The following is a 15,281-nucleotide window of genomic DNA, read 5'->3' as shown; positions in this document are numbered from 1 at the left end:
GCGTTTCCTCACCGCTCGATCAGCGCAATGCGCTTGTTGTACCAGTTCATCAGCAGGGAAATGCTGATACTGATCGCCAGGTACACGCTCATGGTGATGGCAATGACTTCGATGGCCTGCCCGGTCTGGTTCAGCACCGTACCGGCAAACAACGAGACCATTTCCGGGTAGCCGATACCGGCGGCCAGGGACGAGTTCTTCGCCAGGTTCAGGTATTGGCTGGTCAGCGGCGGAATGATCACGCGCAGGGCTTGCGGGATGATCACCTTGCGCAGGGTCGGACCGTTGCGCAGGCCCAGGGAGCGCGCCGCTTCGGTCTGGCCGTGGCTGACCGACTTGATGCCCGAGCGCACGATCTCGGCGATGAACGCCGCGGTGTAGATCGTCAGGGCCAGGGTCAATGCCAGCAATTCAGGGATCAATACCCAACCGCCGACGAAGTTGAACCCTTGCAGCGTGGGAACTTCCCAGTGCACAGGCGCGCCGAAGACCAGGGTGCACAACGCCGGGATCACCAGGAACAGCGCCAGGCCGACCCAGAACTTGTGGAACGGTACGCCGGTTTCTTCGAAGCGCTTGGTGGCCCAGCGGGACATCAGCACGATCGCCACGATGGCCAGCACGACGCTGATCACGAACGGCCAGAAGCCCGCCGAGGCAATGGCTGCCGGCATGTTCAGGCCACGGCTGCTGACGAAGAAGGTATCACCGAAGTTATGGCTGTTGCGCGGTCCCGGCATGGTCAGGAACACCGCGAAGTACCAGAACAGGATCTGCAACAACGGCGGGATGTTACGGAACACCTCGATGTAGACGGTGGCCAGCTTGTTGAGCACCCAGTTCGACGACAGTCGCGACACGCCGATGATGAAACCGAGCAGGGTCGCCAGGATGACGCCGATGAAGGTGACCAGCAGGGTATTGAGCAGACCGATGACGAATACGCGCGAATAGCTGTCCGATTCGGTGTAGTCGATCAGGTGCTGGGCGATACCGAAACCGGCACTGCGCTCAAGAAAGCCGAAACCCGAGGTAATGCCCCGGTGTTGCAGGTTGGTCTGGGTGTTGTGAAACAGGTACCAGCCCAACGAGACCACCGCGACAATCGTGATGATCTGAAATAGCCACGCACGCACTTTGGGGTCGCTGAGACTGAGTCTCTGCTTGGGTGCGCCGATTTGATTTTGCATGGAGTGCCCCAGGAAAAACGGAACAGGAACATCGCCCGGCAGTTGGCCTGCCGGGCGATAGGTCAATCAGCGCACAGGAGGTGCGTATTGAATGCCGCCTTTGTTCCACAGAGCGTTCATACCGCGGTCGATTTCCAGCGGAGTGCTCTTGCCGAGGTTTCTCTCGAAGATCTCGCCATAGTTACCGACCTGGGCAACGATCTTGACGACCCAATCCTTCGGCAGTTTCAGGTCCTTGCCGTATTCGCCGTCGCTACCCAGCAGACGAGCAACGTCCGGGTTCTTGGTGGACTTGGCTTCTTCCTGGACGTTTTTCGAAGTGATGCCAGCTTCTTCGGTGTTGAGCAGCGCGTAGCCGACCCAACGGACGATCTTGTTCCACTCGTCGTCGCCGTTACGCACCACTGGGCCCAGGGGCTCCTTGGAGATGGTTTCCGGCAGTACCACGTAGTCTTTCGGCGAAGCCAGCTTGCTGCGCTGGGCGAACAGCTGGGACTTGTCCGAGGTCAACACGTCGCAACGACCGGATTCCAGCGACTTGGCGCTTTCGTCGGAGGTGTCGAAGGTGATCGGGGTGTACTTCAGGCCGTTGGCGCGGAAGTAGTCGGAGACGTTCAGCTCGGTGGTGGTACCGGCCTGGATGCAGATGGTCGCGCCATCCAGTTCCTTGGCACTCTTCACGCCCAGCTTGGTGTTGGCCAGGAAGCCGACGCCATCGTAGTAGGTGATGAAGCCCGGGAAGAACAGGCCCATGCCGGCGTCACGGGAGCTGGTCATGGTGGTGTTACGCGAAAGGATGTCGATTTCGCCCGATTGCAGCGCGGTGAAGCGCTCCTTGGCGTTCAACTGGCTGAACTTGACCTTGGTCGCGTCGCCGAATACGGCAGCGGCCACGGCACGGCAGACGTCAGCGTCGATACCGACGATCTTGCCGGAAGCATCAGGCACCGAGAAGCCCGGCAAGCCGTCACTCACGCCACACTGAACAAAACCCTTCTTCTGTACGGCATCCAGGGTAGCGCCTGCTTGCGCGAAACCGCTGACGCCCAGTACGACCGCTGCAGTCACGACTGCCAGGGTGGATTTCAACATCTTCATTCAAACCTCCAGTTGCTCTTGTTGTGTCGGAGCTAGAGTCTAGCCGCACCCTTATGAGGCGCTGTTAACCCGTGCTGGCTTTTTTTGGGTCAAGCGGCTAAAGACTTGAGCTATGAGTTTAGTAGGAGAAAATCTCCCGTCTGAAAAACTCACCGCCCACCAAATTGGCCGAACGGGCCTCAGCCCTTTCCAGGTTCGCTAAAGCCCAGCCGGCCCTCGGCGAACGTGAAGCTGAACCCGCCTAGACGGATTCATTTGCTATCCCACGGCCAGCGGTAGACTGATAGTGTTACCGCCAGGGGTGAATGCATTCACTCGGTTCTCCCATAGCAAAGCCCGTACCACAGTCACGGCTAAAGCGATTCAGCCACAGGTCAATAGAAAAACAGTCAATATTGCGACACTTTATTAACGAATCCACTCGTTACGCACCGTAACCGCGCACGCATCTGGCGCACACGCACGCTAATGGAGCACACATGACCGAGCCCCTGATCATCCACCCCGCCAAGACCGCCGACGCCTGTGTTATCTGGCTTCACGGGCTGGGCGCCGACCGCTACGACTTCCTGCCGGTGGCCGAGGCGCTGCAGGAAAGCCTGACAAGCACGCGCTTCGTCCTGCCCCAGGCGCCCACCCGCGCCGTGACCATCAATGGCGGTTACGCCATGCCCAGTTGGTACGACATCAAGGCCATGAGCCCGGCGCGTTCCATCAGTCTAGAAGAGCTTGAGGAATCGGCAGCGACCGTCATCGAATTGGTGGAAGCCCAGCGGGCTGCGGGTATCGACCCGTCGCGGATCTTCCTCGCCGGCTTTTCCCAGGGCGGCGCCGTGGTGCTGCACACCGCCTTCCTGAAGTGGCAAGGCGCCCTGGGCGGCGTGCTGGCGCTGTCGACCTACGCTCCGACCTTCAGCGATGCACTGCAACTTTCGGCCAGCCAACAGCGGATTCCGGTGCTCTGCCTGCACGGCCACTATGACGAAGTGGTCCAGAACGCCATGGGACGAACCGCTTATGAGCACCTCAAGCGCCTTGATGTCACCGTGACATGGCAGGAATACCCAATGGGCCACGAAGTGTTACCTGAAGAAATCCAGGACATCGGTACCTGGCTGGCCGCTCGTTTGCGCTGATCGCGGTAACGCACTACGCCGCGCCCGATTCTTGCATTACACTGGCCGGCGTACATTCCTTAACCAAATTAATGAGATGACCGTGCTCAAAGCACTCAAAAAAATATTCGGTAAAAGCGAGGCTGAGCAGCTCGCGCCAGGCTCCAGCGCCCCCGTCCCAAGCGCCGACAGCCGCAGTCACGGCCACCCCGCGGAGCGCGCCGAGCCTGCCGTCAAACCGAAAGCCCCGGCCGCCCAACCCGCGCAGCCGGCAGCAACGGCTGAAGCGCCACGCGCCGAACAGCCGAAAGCCGCCCAACCGCGCCGTGAACGAGCGCCGAAGCCACCCGTCAAGCCGTGGAAGATCGAGGACTTCGTCGTCGAGCCGCAGGAAGGCAAGACCCGCTTCCATGACTTCAAGCTCGCGCCGGAACTGATGCATGCCATCCACGACCTCGGTTTCCCCTACTGCACGCCGATCCAGGCGCAGGTCCTGGGCTTTACCCTGGCCGGCAAGGACGCCATCGGTCGCGCCCAGACCGGTACCGGCAAGACCGCCGCCTTCCTGATTTCGATCATCACCCAGCTGTTGCAGACCCCGCCGCCGAAAGAGCGCTACATGGGCGAGCCGCGGGCTCTGATCATCGCGCCGACCCGCGAGCTGGTGGTGCAGATCGCCAAGGACGCCGCCGACCTGACCAAGTACACCGGCCTCAACGTCATGCAGTTCGTCGGCGGCATGGACTTCGACAAGCAGCTCAAGCTGCTCGAAGCCCGTCACTGCGACATCCTGGTGGCCACCCCCGGCCGCCTGCTGGACTTCAACCAGCGCGGTGAAGTGCACCTGGACATGGTCGAAGTGATGGTGCTGGACGAAGCCGACCGCATGCTCGACATGGGTTTCATCCCGCAGGTCCGGCAGATCATCCGCCAGACGCCGCCCAAGACCGAGCGCCAGACCCTGCTGTTCTCGGCCACCTTCACCGACGACGTGATGAACCTGGCCAAGCAATGGACCACGGACCCGGCCATCGTCGAGATCGAAGCCCAGAACGTGGCCAACGCCAACGTCGAACAGCACGTCTACGCCGTGGCCGGTGCCGACAAGTACAAGCTGCTCTACAACCTGGTCACCGACAATGGCTGGGAGCGGGTCATCGTGTTCGCCAACCGCAAGGACGAAGTGCGGCGGATCGAGGAGCGCCTGGTGCGCGACGGCGTCAACGCCGCGCAATTGTCCGGCGACGTGCCGCAGCACAAGCGCATCAAGACCCTGGAAGGCTTCCGCGAAGGCAAGATCCGCGTGCTGGTGGCCACCGACGTGGCCGGTCGCGGGATCCATATCGACGGCATCAGCCACGTGATCAACTTCACCCTGCCGGAAGTGCCGGACGACTACGTCCACCGCATCGGCCGGACCGGACGGGCGGGTGCCGACGGCGTGTCCATCAGCTTCGCCGGCGAAGACGACTCCTACCAGTTGCCGGCGATCGAAGCCATGCTGGGGCACAAGATCAGCTGCGAAATGCCGCCCACCGAGTTGTTGCGGCCGGTGGTGCGCCAGCGTCCCTGAGGCCTGACCGCTCAACCTGAAATCAAAGCTGCAGCCAAAAACGTCGCCCGATACCAGGCGGCGTTTTTTTTCGCCCGGTGATTGCTGAAATAAACTAAAAGTCCATAATGGACAAATAAGTTTAACAACAACCTTCGGGAGCACCTCATGTCCGGCCTCACCCCCTACGTGATCGACAGCCACCAGGCGCATCGACTCCTGCAGCAGATCGACGTGCCGCAGATCCTGCGCAAGCTGTTCCGTGACCTGGCGACCGGGCAGGCGGTGCAACCGGCCCAGCAACTGGTGGAGTTCCCGCAGGGCGCCGGCGACTTCATCAACTACCTGGGCGTGCTGGCCGATGACCAGGTCTATGGCGTCAAGACCTCGCCCTACATCGTCCGTGAGCAAGGCTCGCTGGTGACCGCCTGGACCCTGCTGATGTCCATGCGCACCGGCCAGCCGTTACTGCTGTGCGATGCCGGCGAACTGACCACCGCGCGCACCGCGGCCACCACCGCCGTGGCCGTGGACGCCCTGGCCCCACTGGACGCCAGGCGCCTGGCCATCATCGGCAGCGGCCCGGTCGCCCAGGCGCACCTGCACTACGCCAAGGACCTGCGCGATTGGCAGGGCATCAGTCTCTATTCGCCCAACATGAATGCCGACAAGCGCGCCCGCCTGAACGACATCGAGCCGCGCCTGCGCATCGCCGAGCAGCTCGACCAGGCCCTGGAGGACGCCGACGTCATCCTGCTCTGCACCTCCTCGGCGACCCCGGTCATCGACCCGAGCCGGTTGCGCAAGCCGGCGCTGATCACGTCCATCAGCACCAACGCAGTGCGCGCCCATGAAGTGCCGCCGCAGGCCTTGAGCGACATGCAGGTCTACTGCGACTATCGCCAGACCACGCCGGGATCGGCCGGGGAGATGTTGATCGCCGCCGGGCAGCACGGTTGGGACATCGGGCAGATCCGCGGCGACCTGGCCGAACTGCTGAGCGAGCAGACGCCACGGCCGACGTACGAGCGCCATGTCTTCTTCCGTTCCATCGGCCTGGGCCTGGAAGACATCGCCCTGGCCAATGCGGTCTATCACCTGCACCACGGGATCAACTAAATGAACCAGGCAGACTTCATCATCATCGGCGGCGGCATTGCCGGCGCCTCCACCGGTTTCTGGCTGGCCGGGCACGGCCGGGTGATCGTGCTCGAACGTGAATCGCATCCGGCCTACCACTCCACCGGACGTTCCGCCGCCCTCTATACCGCCGCCTACGGCACTGCCCAGGTGCGCGCCCTGACCCTCGCCAGCCGGGCCTTTTTCGACGCGCCGCCGCCCGGCTTCGCCGAACACCCGCTGCTCACCCCCCGGGGCGAAATGACCGTGGACTTCACGGGCGACCCGGACGAACTGCAACAGCAATACCTCAGTGCGAAAGCCAGCGTGCCCGAGACGCAGCTGCTCAGCGCCGACCAGGCCTGCGCGCGCCTGCCGATCCTGCGCCGGGACAAGGTCCACGGGGCGATCTACGACCCCAGCGCCAGCGACATCGACACCGATGCCCTGCACCAGGGCTACCTGCGCGGTATCCGTCGCCAGCAGGGCGAGGTCCACACCGACTGCGAAGTCCTCGGCCTCGAACGCGACGCCGCAGGCCTGTGGCAGGTCCGTACCGCCGGGCAGACCTTCAGCGCCAAGGTGGTGATCAACGCCGCCGGTGCCTGGGCCGACCGGATCGGCGAACTGGCCGGTGCCCGCCCCCTGGGCCTGCAACCCAAGCGCCGGGCCGCCTTTATCTTCGCGCCGCCCGAAGGCCTGGATATCCACGACTGGCCGATGCTGGTGAGTCTCGACGAATCCTTCTACATGAAGCCGGATGCCGGCATGTTCCTCGGCTCCCCGGCCAACGCCGACCCGGTCGAGCCCCACGATGTGCAACCCGAAGAACTGGACATCGCCCTGGGCATCTACCAGATCGAAGAAGCCACTACCTTGACCATCCGCCGCCCGACCCGCACCTGGGCCGGCCTGCGCAGCTTCGTCAGCGACGGCAACCTGGTCGCGGGCTTCGATCCCCAGGTGCCGGGCCTGTTCTGGGTCGCCGCCCAGGGTGGCTACGGCATCCAGACCTCACCGGCCATGGGCCAGGCCAGCGCGGCGCTGGTGCGCGGCCAGGCCTTGCCCGAGCACCTCGAACACTTCGGCCTCGACGCCGCGATGCTCTCCCCTGCCCGTCTCGGATGACGGCAAACGTCGATTGCGGCACACTTCTTGTACGCTCGTACCTGGAGTGTTACCCATCCGCCACGCGGTGATCAGGCCAGCCTCTTGCCAGGCGACCTGATCGACGCACCAGCTGTTTTCCTTTGGCGCCCCTCCCCAGGGTGCCGAAGTTGCCTGGAGAATCACCATGACCCCCAAACAGGCCCCCGCCCTGGACAACTTCCGGGCGATTGCCGATGCCATCGCCACGCTGTTCTTTCCCCATGCGGAAGTGGTACTGCACGACCTGCGCACGCAACAGATCGACTACATCGCCAACAATATCTCCAAGCGCGAGATCGGCGATGATGCGGCACTGGAGGACATGCTCGAAGAAGGGATCAACGAGCGCAACATCGGTCCTTACGAGAAACTCAACTGGGACGGCCAGAAGATTCGCAGCATCAGCACGGTACTGCACGACGCTCAGGGCACACCGCTGGCGGTGCTTTGCATCAACCTGAATATTTCCCTGTTCGAAAGCGCCAAGGCGGCACTGGACCTGTTCCTCTCGCCGAACAAACTGATCCCGCAGCCCGATGCGCTGTTTCGCGATGACTGGCAGGAGCGGATCAATACCTTCCTGCACAACTGGCTACGCCAGCGGCAACTGGGGCTGAACCTGCTGACCCGCGACCACAAGCGCGAACTGGTGCTGGCGTTGCATGCCGAGGGCGCGTTCAAGGGCAAGAGCGCGGCCAACTACGTGGCCAACGTGCTGAACATGGGGCGGGCGACGGTGTACAAGCACCTGAAGGAGTTGAAGGCGGAGGTTTGAGGGCAACCCCATCGCCGAGGCAAACACCGAACCTGTGGGAGCCGGCTTGCTGGCGATGGCGATGTCATGGTCGACATTGTCGTCGCCTGATATACCGCTATCGCCAGCAAGCCGGCTCCTACAATGATCGCGTTGACCGTAGTTGCGAGTGAAGGGGCAATCTACGGTCAATGCTCCAGCGATCAGTCGCCGTAGATATCTGTCTTGAAGTACTTGCCCTCGATCTTCTGGTACTCGCCGCTGGCGCGAAGCCCGTCGATGGCCTTGTTGAGCTTGCTCACCAGCTCGCCGTTCCCCTTGCGCACCGCGATCCCGGCGCCCTCGCCCACGTACTTCGGATCCTTCAGCTCCGGCCCGACAAAGGCGTAGCCGGCACCACGCGGCATCGACAGGAAATCGTCCAGGGGGATGGTGTCGGCAAAAATCGCATCCAGCCGCCCGGACGCCAGGTCCATGTAGATCTCTTCATTATTGCTGTAGCGCATCACCTTGATGCCCAGCGGTTCGAAGACTTCCGTGGCGTAACGGTCGGTGGTGGTGGAGCGCTGCACGCCGACGGTCTTGCCCTTGAGACTGGCGTAATGGTCATCCACCACCGCGCCCTTCTTCATCACCAGGCGCGATGAAGTGAAGTAGTACTTGTGGGTGAAATCCACCGACTTCTTGCGCTCGTCGGTGATGGTCATGGACGACAGCGCCGCGTCGATTTTCTTGACCTTCAAGGCTGGGATCAGACCGTCGAACTCGCCCTCGATCCACTCGCACTTGACCTTCATCTGCGCACACAGGGCGTTGCCGATGTCGTAGTCGAAGCCGACGATGGTGCCTTCGGAGGTTTTCGAGGCAAATGGCGGGTAAGCCGCCTCAATGCCGATGCGCAAGGTCGGTTCGGCGGCAAACGAACTGCTGCTGGCCAACAGGCCCAATGCCAGACCGCCGATCAGGGTGAACTTCTTCATGCTGGAACTCCCGCTCTTTTATTTGAGGTGTTGTGGCAAGACAGTAGAAGGAAGGCGATTTCAATGATTTGTACTTATGAGTCCATGCTGGACTTTTAAGTACATTTCGTCAACGAGCAAATGCGCGCCCTCTGTCAGAAAGCCATGCATGGGTGAGTTTTTGTAGGTGATAAGGCCCGCTGGTCTTGCAGCGCCTGCACGGGCCTCATCGCCGGCAGCCGGCTCCTACAGGATCGGGGTCGCCGACAAATTTTGTGTCCGACGCAGCACAACTGTGGGAGCCGGCTTGCTGCGGGCGGCGTTCCGACGATGAGGCCCGAAAGACTTACGCTGATCGAACGGGCGCAGGCCACTACTTCCAGCGTTCGACCGCCGCCTGATCGCTGGCACGACCCTCGACCCAGCGCGGGCCTTCGGCGGTGTTTTCCTTTTTCCAGAACGGCGCCCGGGTCTTCAGGTAGTCCATGACGAAATTGCAGGCATCGAACGCGGCCTGGCGATGGGCGCTGGTCACCCCGACAAACACGATGGGCTCACCCGGCTCCAGGGCGCCGACCCGGTGCAGCACTTCCAGCCCGAGCAACGGCCAGCGCTCATGGGCTTGCGCGACGATCTTGCCCAGGGCCTTTTCGGTCATTCCCGGATAATGCTCCAGGAACATCCCCGCCACTTCACGCCCGTCGTTGAAATCGCGCACGTAGCCGACAAAGCTCACCACCGCGCCGATCCCCAGGTTGGCGGCGTGCAAGGCATTGACCTCGACACCCGGATCGAACGCTTGCGCCTGTACGCGAATCGCCATCTCAGCCTCCGGTCACCGTGGGGAAGAACGCCACTTCGTCGCCCTCGGCCAGCGGCTCGTCGAGCGCGCAAAGGTCCTCGTTGCGCGCGCACATCAGGTTCTGTTCGCCGAGGACCTGGGTGCCCTCGCGCAAGAGCAGAAACCGGCGGACATCATCGACACTGGCGAAATCCCCCTCCACCGCCAGCTCATCCACCCCGAGCGCTTCGCGGTAGCGGGCAAAGAACTTCACAACGATCTTCATGCTTCATCCGCCAGGTAATGTCCGCTCTTGCCGCCGAGCTTTTCCAGCAGGCGCACGTTTTCGATGGTCATGCCGCGATCCACCGCCTTGCACATGTCATAGATCGTCAGCGCCGCGACACTGGCGGCCGTCAGCGCTTCCATCTCCACACCCGTCTGCCCGGACAGCTTGCAGCGCGCGACGATCCGCACCGCGTCCTCGCCTTCGGCGCTCAGCTCGACCTTGACGCTGGTGAGCATCAGCGGATGGCACAGGGGAATCAGCTCGGAGGTTTTCTTCGCCGCCTGGATGCCGGCGATCCGCGCCACGGCGAACACATCGCCCTTGGGATGGCCGCCGCTGACGATCATCCGCAGGGTCTCGGGCAACAGGCGCACGCGGGCCTCGGCCACCGCCTCGCGGAAGGTCACGGCCTTGTCGGTGACGTCGACCATATTGGCGCGACCTTGGGAATCGAGATGAGTCAGCACGGCGATACTCCTGATCGGGAGCCTCGATTGTAAACCCGTGGGTCAGCTTTGCGCACGCGCCGCAAAACCTGGGAAGCACACGGATTTATTTAATGTGGGAGCCGGCTTGCTGGCGATGGCGGCCGATCAGGCAATACAAGGCTCACTGGCCTCATCGCCAGCAAGCCGGCTCCTACAGGGACCGTGGCCACCGCAATATGGCAGACATGAAAAGGGCGGCCGCCTGGCCGCCCTTGTTGTGGATGAAGTTACAGGTGGGATTCGGCGTATTCGGCCAGGATCGAACGCGGCACGCCCTGCAGGGTGATGTGCACGCCGTTCGGGAAGTCCTTGAAGCGTTCGGTCAGGTAGGTCAGCCCGGAGCTGGTCGCGGACAGGTAAGGGGTGTCGATCTGTGCCAGGTTGCCCAGGCACACCACTTTGGAACCGGCACCGGCACGGGTGATGATGGTCTTCATCTGGTGCGGCGTGAGGTTCTGGCATTCATCGATCAGGATCAGGCTCTGCTGGAAGCTGCGACCGCGGATGTAGTTCAGGGATTTGAACTGCAACGGCACCTTGCTGAGGATGTAGTCGACGCTGCCATGGGTGCTTTCGTCATCCATGTGCAAGGCTTCGAGGTTGTCGGTGATCGCCCCCAGCCAAGGTTCCATCTTCTCCGCCTCGGTGCCAGGCAGAAAGCCGATCTCCTGGTCCAGGCCCTGCACGCTGCGGGTCGCGATGATCCGCCGGTAGCGCTTGCTGACCATGGTCTGTTCGATGGCGGCGGCCAGGGCCAGGATGGTTTTCCCGGAACCGGCGGCCCCCGTCAGGTTGACCAGGTGGATATCCGGATCGAGCAAGGCGAACAGTGCCAGGCTCTGGTAGATGTCACGCGGTTTCAGGCCCCAGGCTTCCTGATGCAACAGGGGTTCCTGATGCAGATCGAGAATCAGCAGCACATTGGCGCGGATCTCCTTGACCCAGCCGACGAAGCCCTGCTCGTCGATGATGAATTCGTTGACGTGCACCGCCGGCAGGTTGTCGGTCAGTTGCACCTGGTGCCAGGTGCGGCCATGGTCCTGGCGGGTCTCGACCTTGCTGACGCGATCCCAGAACGAGCCTTTGACGTCGTGATAGCCGTTGGGCAGCAAGGACACGTCGTCGACCAGTTGGTCGGTGCTGTAGTCCTCGGCCGCGATCCCGCAGGCGCGCGCCTTGAGGCGCATGTTGATGTCCTTGGTCACCAGGACCAGGCGCAGATCCTTGTCCCGCGCATGCAGATCGATCAACTGGTTGATGATGATATTGTCGTTGAGGTGTTCGGGCAGCACCAGGTTCGGTTCGCTGCGCTTGCTCATCAGGATCGACAGCAAGCCCTTGGGGCCGCTCTTGCCACGCTGGATCGGGACGCCCAGTTCGACGTCCTCGGGACTGGCGTCCCCCAGGGTCTGGTCGATGAGGCGGATCGCCTGCCGGCATTCGGCGGCGACGTTGTGATGCCCGCTCTTGAGCTTGTCGAGCTCCTCCAGCACGGTCATCGGGATGGCGACATGGTGTTCTTCGAAGTTCAGTAACGCGTTCGGATCATGGATCAGTACGTTGGTATCGAGCACGTAGAGGATAGGCTCGTTGGAAGAAGGATTGCGTCCGCGATCATCCATACTCGGTCACCTTTGTGGGGCCATTCGACGCAATACCTTGACGGTGCTGCGCCTCGAAGTGACCGCCGATTTCGCCTGTGAAGGGGCAGGCGTTCTGTGCACAAGTAGGGTCTTGTAAGACGCCACCTGTGTTGCAGGTTTCGGCGGTCTGACTCCGTAATACCGCAAAAGACATGACAGGAAAAAGCACTTTGACGGTTTTTTGAAGTTTATTTTTCAAAGTGACGAATAGCGCTTGGCGAGTGGCCTGCGCACCGTTAAAGTCGGAAGTCTGCCTGTACTGAAATCACCACCTGATTTTTCCCTGGCCCAGCAAATCCGGGCACTTCGCGTTCCCCCCCTAACGAAACGCTTCCTTGCAATCCTGCCATCCGAGCCCGCTTTCGGCGGTCTGCTTGAGCAGCCAGGGCAATGCCGTGCGCGCCTTGTCCTGGGTGTCATGGAACACGATCACCCCACGACGCCAGAGCAGCATAAGGGTCATCACCCGCTGGGCCGACTGTTCGGCACTGAGTTTGCCGGTGACGTCCCCTGAATCGATATCCCACAGCGCGACTTGCAAGTGCTGGGCCTTGAAAAACGCCGCGCTGTCGGCCCGACGTTGTCCGTAAGGCGGCCGGAAGAGCGCGACATAGTTGTCCGGGACGGCGTTCTGCACCAGCGCGACACTGCGCAGGATCGAGTCCTCCCAGTCCTGCCACTGGCTGTGGGAGCGGTACTGCCAGCCTTCCACACCGACGCATTGCTGGCGGTAAAGCTCGCGCACCGCCGGCATCGAGGTCTTGTCCAGGCGGGCCTGCAAGGCGTTGCCCAGGACAAAGAACAGGCCGCTGATCTTCTGTTTGCGCAGGTAGTCGGCCAACTCGTCGGTATTGCCCTGGGCCATCGTCGGCCCGCCGTCGAAGGTCAGCAGGAACAGCCGATCGTTGAAAGCTTCGCCATTGCGCTCGTGGTCGCCCATCAGCTGGATTTCGCTGCTGGTCTGCGGCAACAGCGCGGCGAGGCGCAGTTGCTCGTCCAGGTAACGTTCGTTGAAGGCCCGGGCGGGTTCGGCCCAGCGCACATAGAAGGAGTCATCGGCAACCCGGAACTTGCCGGCGGCTTTTTGCAGGCTGTCCATGTCCTCTACATAGAAACAGAAGGAGGCGTCCTGTTCGCAGCTCTGCTGGGCGGCGTTGTAGCTGGTCAGCAGGCGCTGCCACATGCGATGGCGCACCGCGTCGATGGCGGCCATGTTGATCTGCTTGAGCCCCAGGCGCTTCTTCAGGGCGGGCTCATCGAGCACCTCGCTGACCAGCAGCAGATGGGCGAACATCAGGATCTGCGCGCGCGAAGCGACATCGAACAAGGCCGGGCTGCTCAGTTGTTCGGGCCAGGTGCTGCGATCCAGGGTCGCGGGGTCGTTCGGCGCAGCGACGGCCGCGAGGCAGGCCAGCAGGGCCGAGAAGAAAAGAACGATACGCAAAAGGGTGCCTCCATATCAGAACCCGCCGCGCACTATAGCCGATCTGAGGGCCCGGGCCTTTGCGGTGTCTGTTCCGGCCCTATCGCCATCATAGGTGGAGTCAAACCGCCCAAGCCCCTAGAATCCCCCGACGATCAAAGGAGACGACTGCATGCTGATGGTGATTTCCCCCGCCAAGACCCTCGATTTCGAAACACCACCGGTGACCCAGCGCTTCACCCAGCCGCAATACCTGGACCACTCCCAGGAGCTGATCGAGCAACTGCGCACCCTCAGCCCGGCGCAGATCAGCGAGCTGATGCACGTCTCCGACAAGATCGGCGGCCTCAACGCCGCGCGCTTCGGCAGCTGGACCCCGGCTTTTACCCCGGACAACGCCAAACAGGCGCTGCTGGCCTTCAAGGGCGACGTCTACACCGGCCTCAACGCCGAAGACTTCAACGACGCCGACTTCGACTACGCCCAGACCCACCTGCGCATGCTCTCCGGGCTCTACGGCCTGTTGCGCCCGCTGGACCTGATGCAGCCCTATCGCCTGGAGATGGGCACCAAGTTCGCCAATGCCCGGGGCAAGGACCTGTATGCCTTCTGGGGCACGCGCATCAGCGAATGGCTCAATGAAGCCTTGGCTGAACAAGGTGATGATGTGCTGTTGAACCTGGCGTCGAACGAGTACTTCTCGGCGGTCAAACGCTCGGCCCTGAACGCACGGATCATCAACACCGAATTCCGCGACCAGAAGAACGGCCAGTACAAGATCATCAGTTTCTACGCGAAAAAAGCCCGGGGGATGATGGCGCGCTTCGTGATTCGGGAACGCATCCAGAACCCGGAGCAATTGAAGGCATTCGACGAACAAGGCTACCGATTCAGCCCCGAACTCTCCAAACCGGACAACCTGGTGTTTTTGCGCGATCACGCGCCGGAGTGAAGACGATATCGAGCGGTTTGAAGATATCCATGGGCGTTCGAGCCCGATTGAAATGCAGGTTTCGGTGAAAACCCTCGCATAGTGAACTACAGTGTTTCACTCACCCCCGTCCCGCTCGCTGCGTCCCCCCTATCCGCAGCTTGTGGTGCGAGGGTGTTTTTTTATCACCCCGTCAGTACCCATACCTCGTGTAGAACACCTCAACAGGTTCACCCGCCAGCCCGACAATCCACGCCTGCCGTAAGCCGGATCTGGCGTCGCTGAAAATCACCGCTCGAATAACCTTGTGGACACACACGGCTTGATAACCCCACCACCCACCGGGTCATACATAAATTCGACCTCAATAATCCCTTTGTCTGTTGTCGGCCAGCTGAGTCCCACAAGATGGTCATGCCACTGCGCATCCTGCTCCAGCGAAGCGGGTGAGGTGTACCAAATGCCATAAGTTGTTCCGCTTTGATCGGCCTTCCCAATACGGAACCGGAAACGGGCTATGTTTTTTCCAGTGTTTGGGCTGAATTTATAAGATTGGGCAGTCACGACAAAAAGAAATTCGTTATCCGCTGCCGGCATAAACATATAAAGGAGTTTCAGCTCCCCGAGATGACTGTTCGCCACACCGCATGAAATCACCACTTCTTTCACACTGAGGTGCGACATGGCAGCCTCCTCGCCTTTGATCGTGCTCATGATAGAGTCCGTTTTATAGAGGGAATATCCCTGTGAATGTGAGTTTTTGCAGAGGTGCCCCTGGATCGTTCAACTG

The 15,281-nt window shown here is 61.6% G+C and carries 15 protein-coding genes and 1 pseudogene; 7 read left to right on the top strand and 9 right to left on the bottom strand.

Annotated features, from left to right (window positions below; genetic code table 11):
* Positions 1-8 precede the first annotated feature (8 nt).
* Both UCMB321_RS05400 and UCMB321_RS05395 read right to left on the bottom strand, forming a co-directional pair.
* On the bottom strand, positions 9-1,190 hold the full coding sequence (locus tag UCMB321_RS05400) for an amino acid ABC transporter permease (RefSeq protein WP_040064572.1): 1,182 nt from the start codon (positions 1,188-1,190) through the stop codon (positions 9-11).
* A 66-nt stretch (positions 1,191-1,256) separates the two neighbouring features.
* The gene (locus tag UCMB321_RS05395) at positions 1,257-2,288 is read right to left on the bottom strand and encodes an amino acid ABC transporter substrate-binding protein (RefSeq protein ID WP_040064467.1); all 1,032 of its coding nucleotides are present in this window, start codon (positions 2,286-2,288) and stop codon (positions 1,257-1,259) included.
* Positions 2,289-2,767: 479 nt separating this feature from the next.
* Here UCMB321_RS05395 and UCMB321_RS05390 point away from each other — a divergent pair, with 479 nt between their 5' ends.
* From UCMB321_RS05390 to UCMB321_RS05370, 5 genes are all read left to right on the top strand, one after another.
* Positions 2,768-3,424: an alpha/beta hydrolase gene (locus tag UCMB321_RS05390; protein ID WP_040064466.1), complete on the top strand. Its 657-nt coding sequence runs from the start codon at positions 2,768-2,770 to the stop codon at positions 3,422-3,424.
* A 76-nt stretch (positions 3,425-3,500) separates the two neighbouring features.
* Positions 3,501-4,976 (top strand): ATP-dependent RNA helicase RhlB, encoded by a 1,476-nt coding sequence (gene rhlB, locus UCMB321_RS05385; protein WP_040064465.1) that lies wholly within the window; start codon positions 3,501-3,503, stop codon positions 4,974-4,976.
* A gap of 147 nt (positions 4,977-5,123) precedes the next feature.
* Complete coding sequence (locus UCMB321_RS05380; RefSeq protein WP_040064464.1) at positions 5,124-6,074, top strand: ornithine cyclodeaminase family protein; 951 nt, start codon at positions 5,124-5,126, stop codon at positions 6,072-6,074.
* Positions 6,075-7,202, top strand: a complete 1,128-nt coding sequence (locus tag UCMB321_RS05375; protein ID WP_040064463.1) for an NAD(P)/FAD-dependent oxidoreductase — start codon at positions 6,075-6,077, stop codon at positions 7,200-7,202.
* Positions 7,203-7,368: 166 nt separating this feature from the next.
* A complete protein-coding gene (locus UCMB321_RS05370) occupies positions 7,369-7,998 on the top strand; it encodes a helix-turn-helix transcriptional regulator (protein ID WP_040064462.1) in 630 nt (209 codons plus the stop codon).
* A 182-nt stretch (positions 7,999-8,180) separates the two neighbouring features.
* Here UCMB321_RS05370 and UCMB321_RS05365 read toward each other — a convergent pair whose 3' ends face one another.
* From UCMB321_RS05365 to UCMB321_RS05340, 6 genes are all read right to left on the bottom strand, one after another.
* On the bottom strand, positions 8,181-8,957 hold the full coding sequence (locus tag UCMB321_RS05365) for an ABC transporter substrate-binding protein (RefSeq protein WP_040064460.1): 777 nt from the start codon (positions 8,955-8,957) through the stop codon (positions 8,181-8,183).
* Between the two features lie 352 nt (positions 8,958-9,309).
* Complete coding sequence (gene moaE, locus UCMB321_RS05360) at positions 9,310-9,759, bottom strand: molybdopterin synthase catalytic subunit MoaE (RefSeq protein WP_040064458.1); 450 nt, start codon at positions 9,757-9,759, stop codon at positions 9,310-9,312.
* A gap of 1 nt (position 9,760) precedes the next feature.
* The gene (locus tag UCMB321_RS05355; RefSeq protein WP_040064455.1) at positions 9,761-10,003 is read right to left on the bottom strand and encodes a MoaD/ThiS family protein; all 243 of its coding nucleotides are present in this window, start codon (positions 10,001-10,003) and stop codon (positions 9,761-9,763) included.
* A complete protein-coding gene (gene moaC, locus UCMB321_RS05350; RefSeq protein WP_040064451.1) occupies positions 10,000-10,473 on the bottom strand; it encodes a cyclic pyranopterin monophosphate synthase MoaC in 474 nt (157 codons plus the stop codon). Before moaC ends, UCMB321_RS05355 begins: the two co-directional genes overlap by 4 nt.
* A gap of 248 nt (positions 10,474-10,721) precedes the next feature.
* Positions 10,722-12,116: a PhoH family protein gene (locus UCMB321_RS05345; RefSeq protein WP_040064450.1), complete on the bottom strand. Its 1,395-nt coding sequence runs from the start codon at positions 12,114-12,116 to the stop codon at positions 10,722-10,724.
* A 340-nt stretch (positions 12,117-12,456) separates the two neighbouring features.
* A complete protein-coding gene (locus tag UCMB321_RS05340; protein ID WP_040064449.1) occupies positions 12,457-13,581 on the bottom strand; it encodes a polysaccharide deacetylase family protein in 1,125 nt (374 codons plus the stop codon).
* A gap of 151 nt (positions 13,582-13,732) precedes the next feature.
* On the opposite strand from UCMB321_RS05340, the gene yaaA reads away from it, so the two are divergent.
* Positions 13,733-14,512, top strand: a complete 780-nt coding sequence (gene yaaA / locus UCMB321_RS05335) for a peroxide stress protein YaaA (protein WP_040064447.1) — start codon at positions 13,733-13,735, stop codon at positions 14,510-14,512.
* Positions 14,511-14,594 (top strand): annotated as a pseudogene (locus UCMB321_RS31000) (alginate biosynthesis protein AlgA); the annotation flags it as partial. The gene yaaA and the pseudogene UCMB321_RS31000, both read left to right, overlap by 2 nt.
* 185 nt (positions 14,595-14,779) lie before the next feature.
* Here UCMB321_RS31000 and UCMB321_RS05330 read toward each other — a convergent pair.
* Positions 14,780-15,205 (bottom strand): hypothetical protein, encoded by a 426-nt coding sequence (locus UCMB321_RS05330; protein WP_040064444.1) that lies wholly within the window; start codon positions 15,203-15,205, stop codon positions 14,780-14,782.
* Between the last annotated feature and the right edge of the window lie 76 nt (positions 15,206-15,281).

This window comes from Pseudomonas batumici, assembly GCF_000820515.1.
Taxonomy (GTDB): Bacteria; Pseudomonadota; Gammaproteobacteria; order Pseudomonadales; family Pseudomonadaceae; genus Aquipseudomonas; species Aquipseudomonas batumici.
Note: the sequence above shows the minus strand (reverse complement) of the source record. Positions and strands in the feature narration are given on the sequence as shown.

Bases quoted from the DNA above. Each gene is read 5' to 3' on its own strand.
- UCMB321_RS05365 (WP_040064460.1), bottom strand. From the start codon at position 8,957: ATGAAGAAGTTCACCCTGATCGGCGGTCTGGCATTGGGCCTGTTGGCC.
- UCMB321_RS05380 (WP_040064464.1), top strand. From the start codon at position 5,124: ATGTCCGGCCTCACCCCCTACGTGATCGACAGCCACCAGGCGCATCGA.
- moaE (WP_040064458.1), bottom strand. From the start codon at position 9,759: ATGGCGATTCGCGTACAGGCGCAAGCGTTCGATCCGGGTGTCGAGGTC.
- UCMB321_RS05330 (WP_040064444.1), bottom strand. From the start codon at position 15,205: ATGAGCACGATCAAAGGCGAGGAGGCTGCCATGTCGCACCTCAGTGTG.
- UCMB321_RS05400 (WP_040064572.1), bottom strand. From the start codon at position 1,190: ATGCAAAATCAAATCGGCGCACCCAAGCAGAGACTCAGTCTCAGCGAC.
- UCMB321_RS05390 (WP_040064466.1), top strand. From the start codon at position 2,768: ATGACCGAGCCCCTGATCATCCACCCCGCCAAGACCGCCGACGCCTGT.
- yaaA (WP_040064447.1), top strand. From the start codon at position 13,733: ATGCTGATGGTGATTTCCCCCGCCAAGACCCTCGATTTCGAAACACCA.
- UCMB321_RS05355 (WP_040064455.1), bottom strand. From the start codon at position 10,003: ATGAAGATCGTTGTGAAGTTCTTTGCCCGCTACCGCGAAGCGCTCGGG.
- UCMB321_RS05345 (WP_040064450.1), bottom strand. From the start codon at position 12,116: ATGGATGATCGCGGACGCAATCCTTCTTCCAACGAGCCTATCCTCTAC.
- UCMB321_RS05370 (WP_040064462.1), top strand. From the start codon at position 7,369: ATGACCCCCAAACAGGCCCCCGCCCTGGACAACTTCCGGGCGATTGCC.
- rhlB (WP_040064465.1), top strand. From the start codon at position 3,501: ATGACCGTGCTCAAAGCACTCAAAAAAATATTCGGTAAAAGCGAGGCT.
- UCMB321_RS05375 (WP_040064463.1), top strand. From the start codon at position 6,075: ATGAACCAGGCAGACTTCATCATCATCGGCGGCGGCATTGCCGGCGCC.
- UCMB321_RS05395 (WP_040064467.1), bottom strand. From the start codon at position 2,288: ATGAAGATGTTGAAATCCACCCTGGCAGTCGTGACTGCAGCGGTCGTA.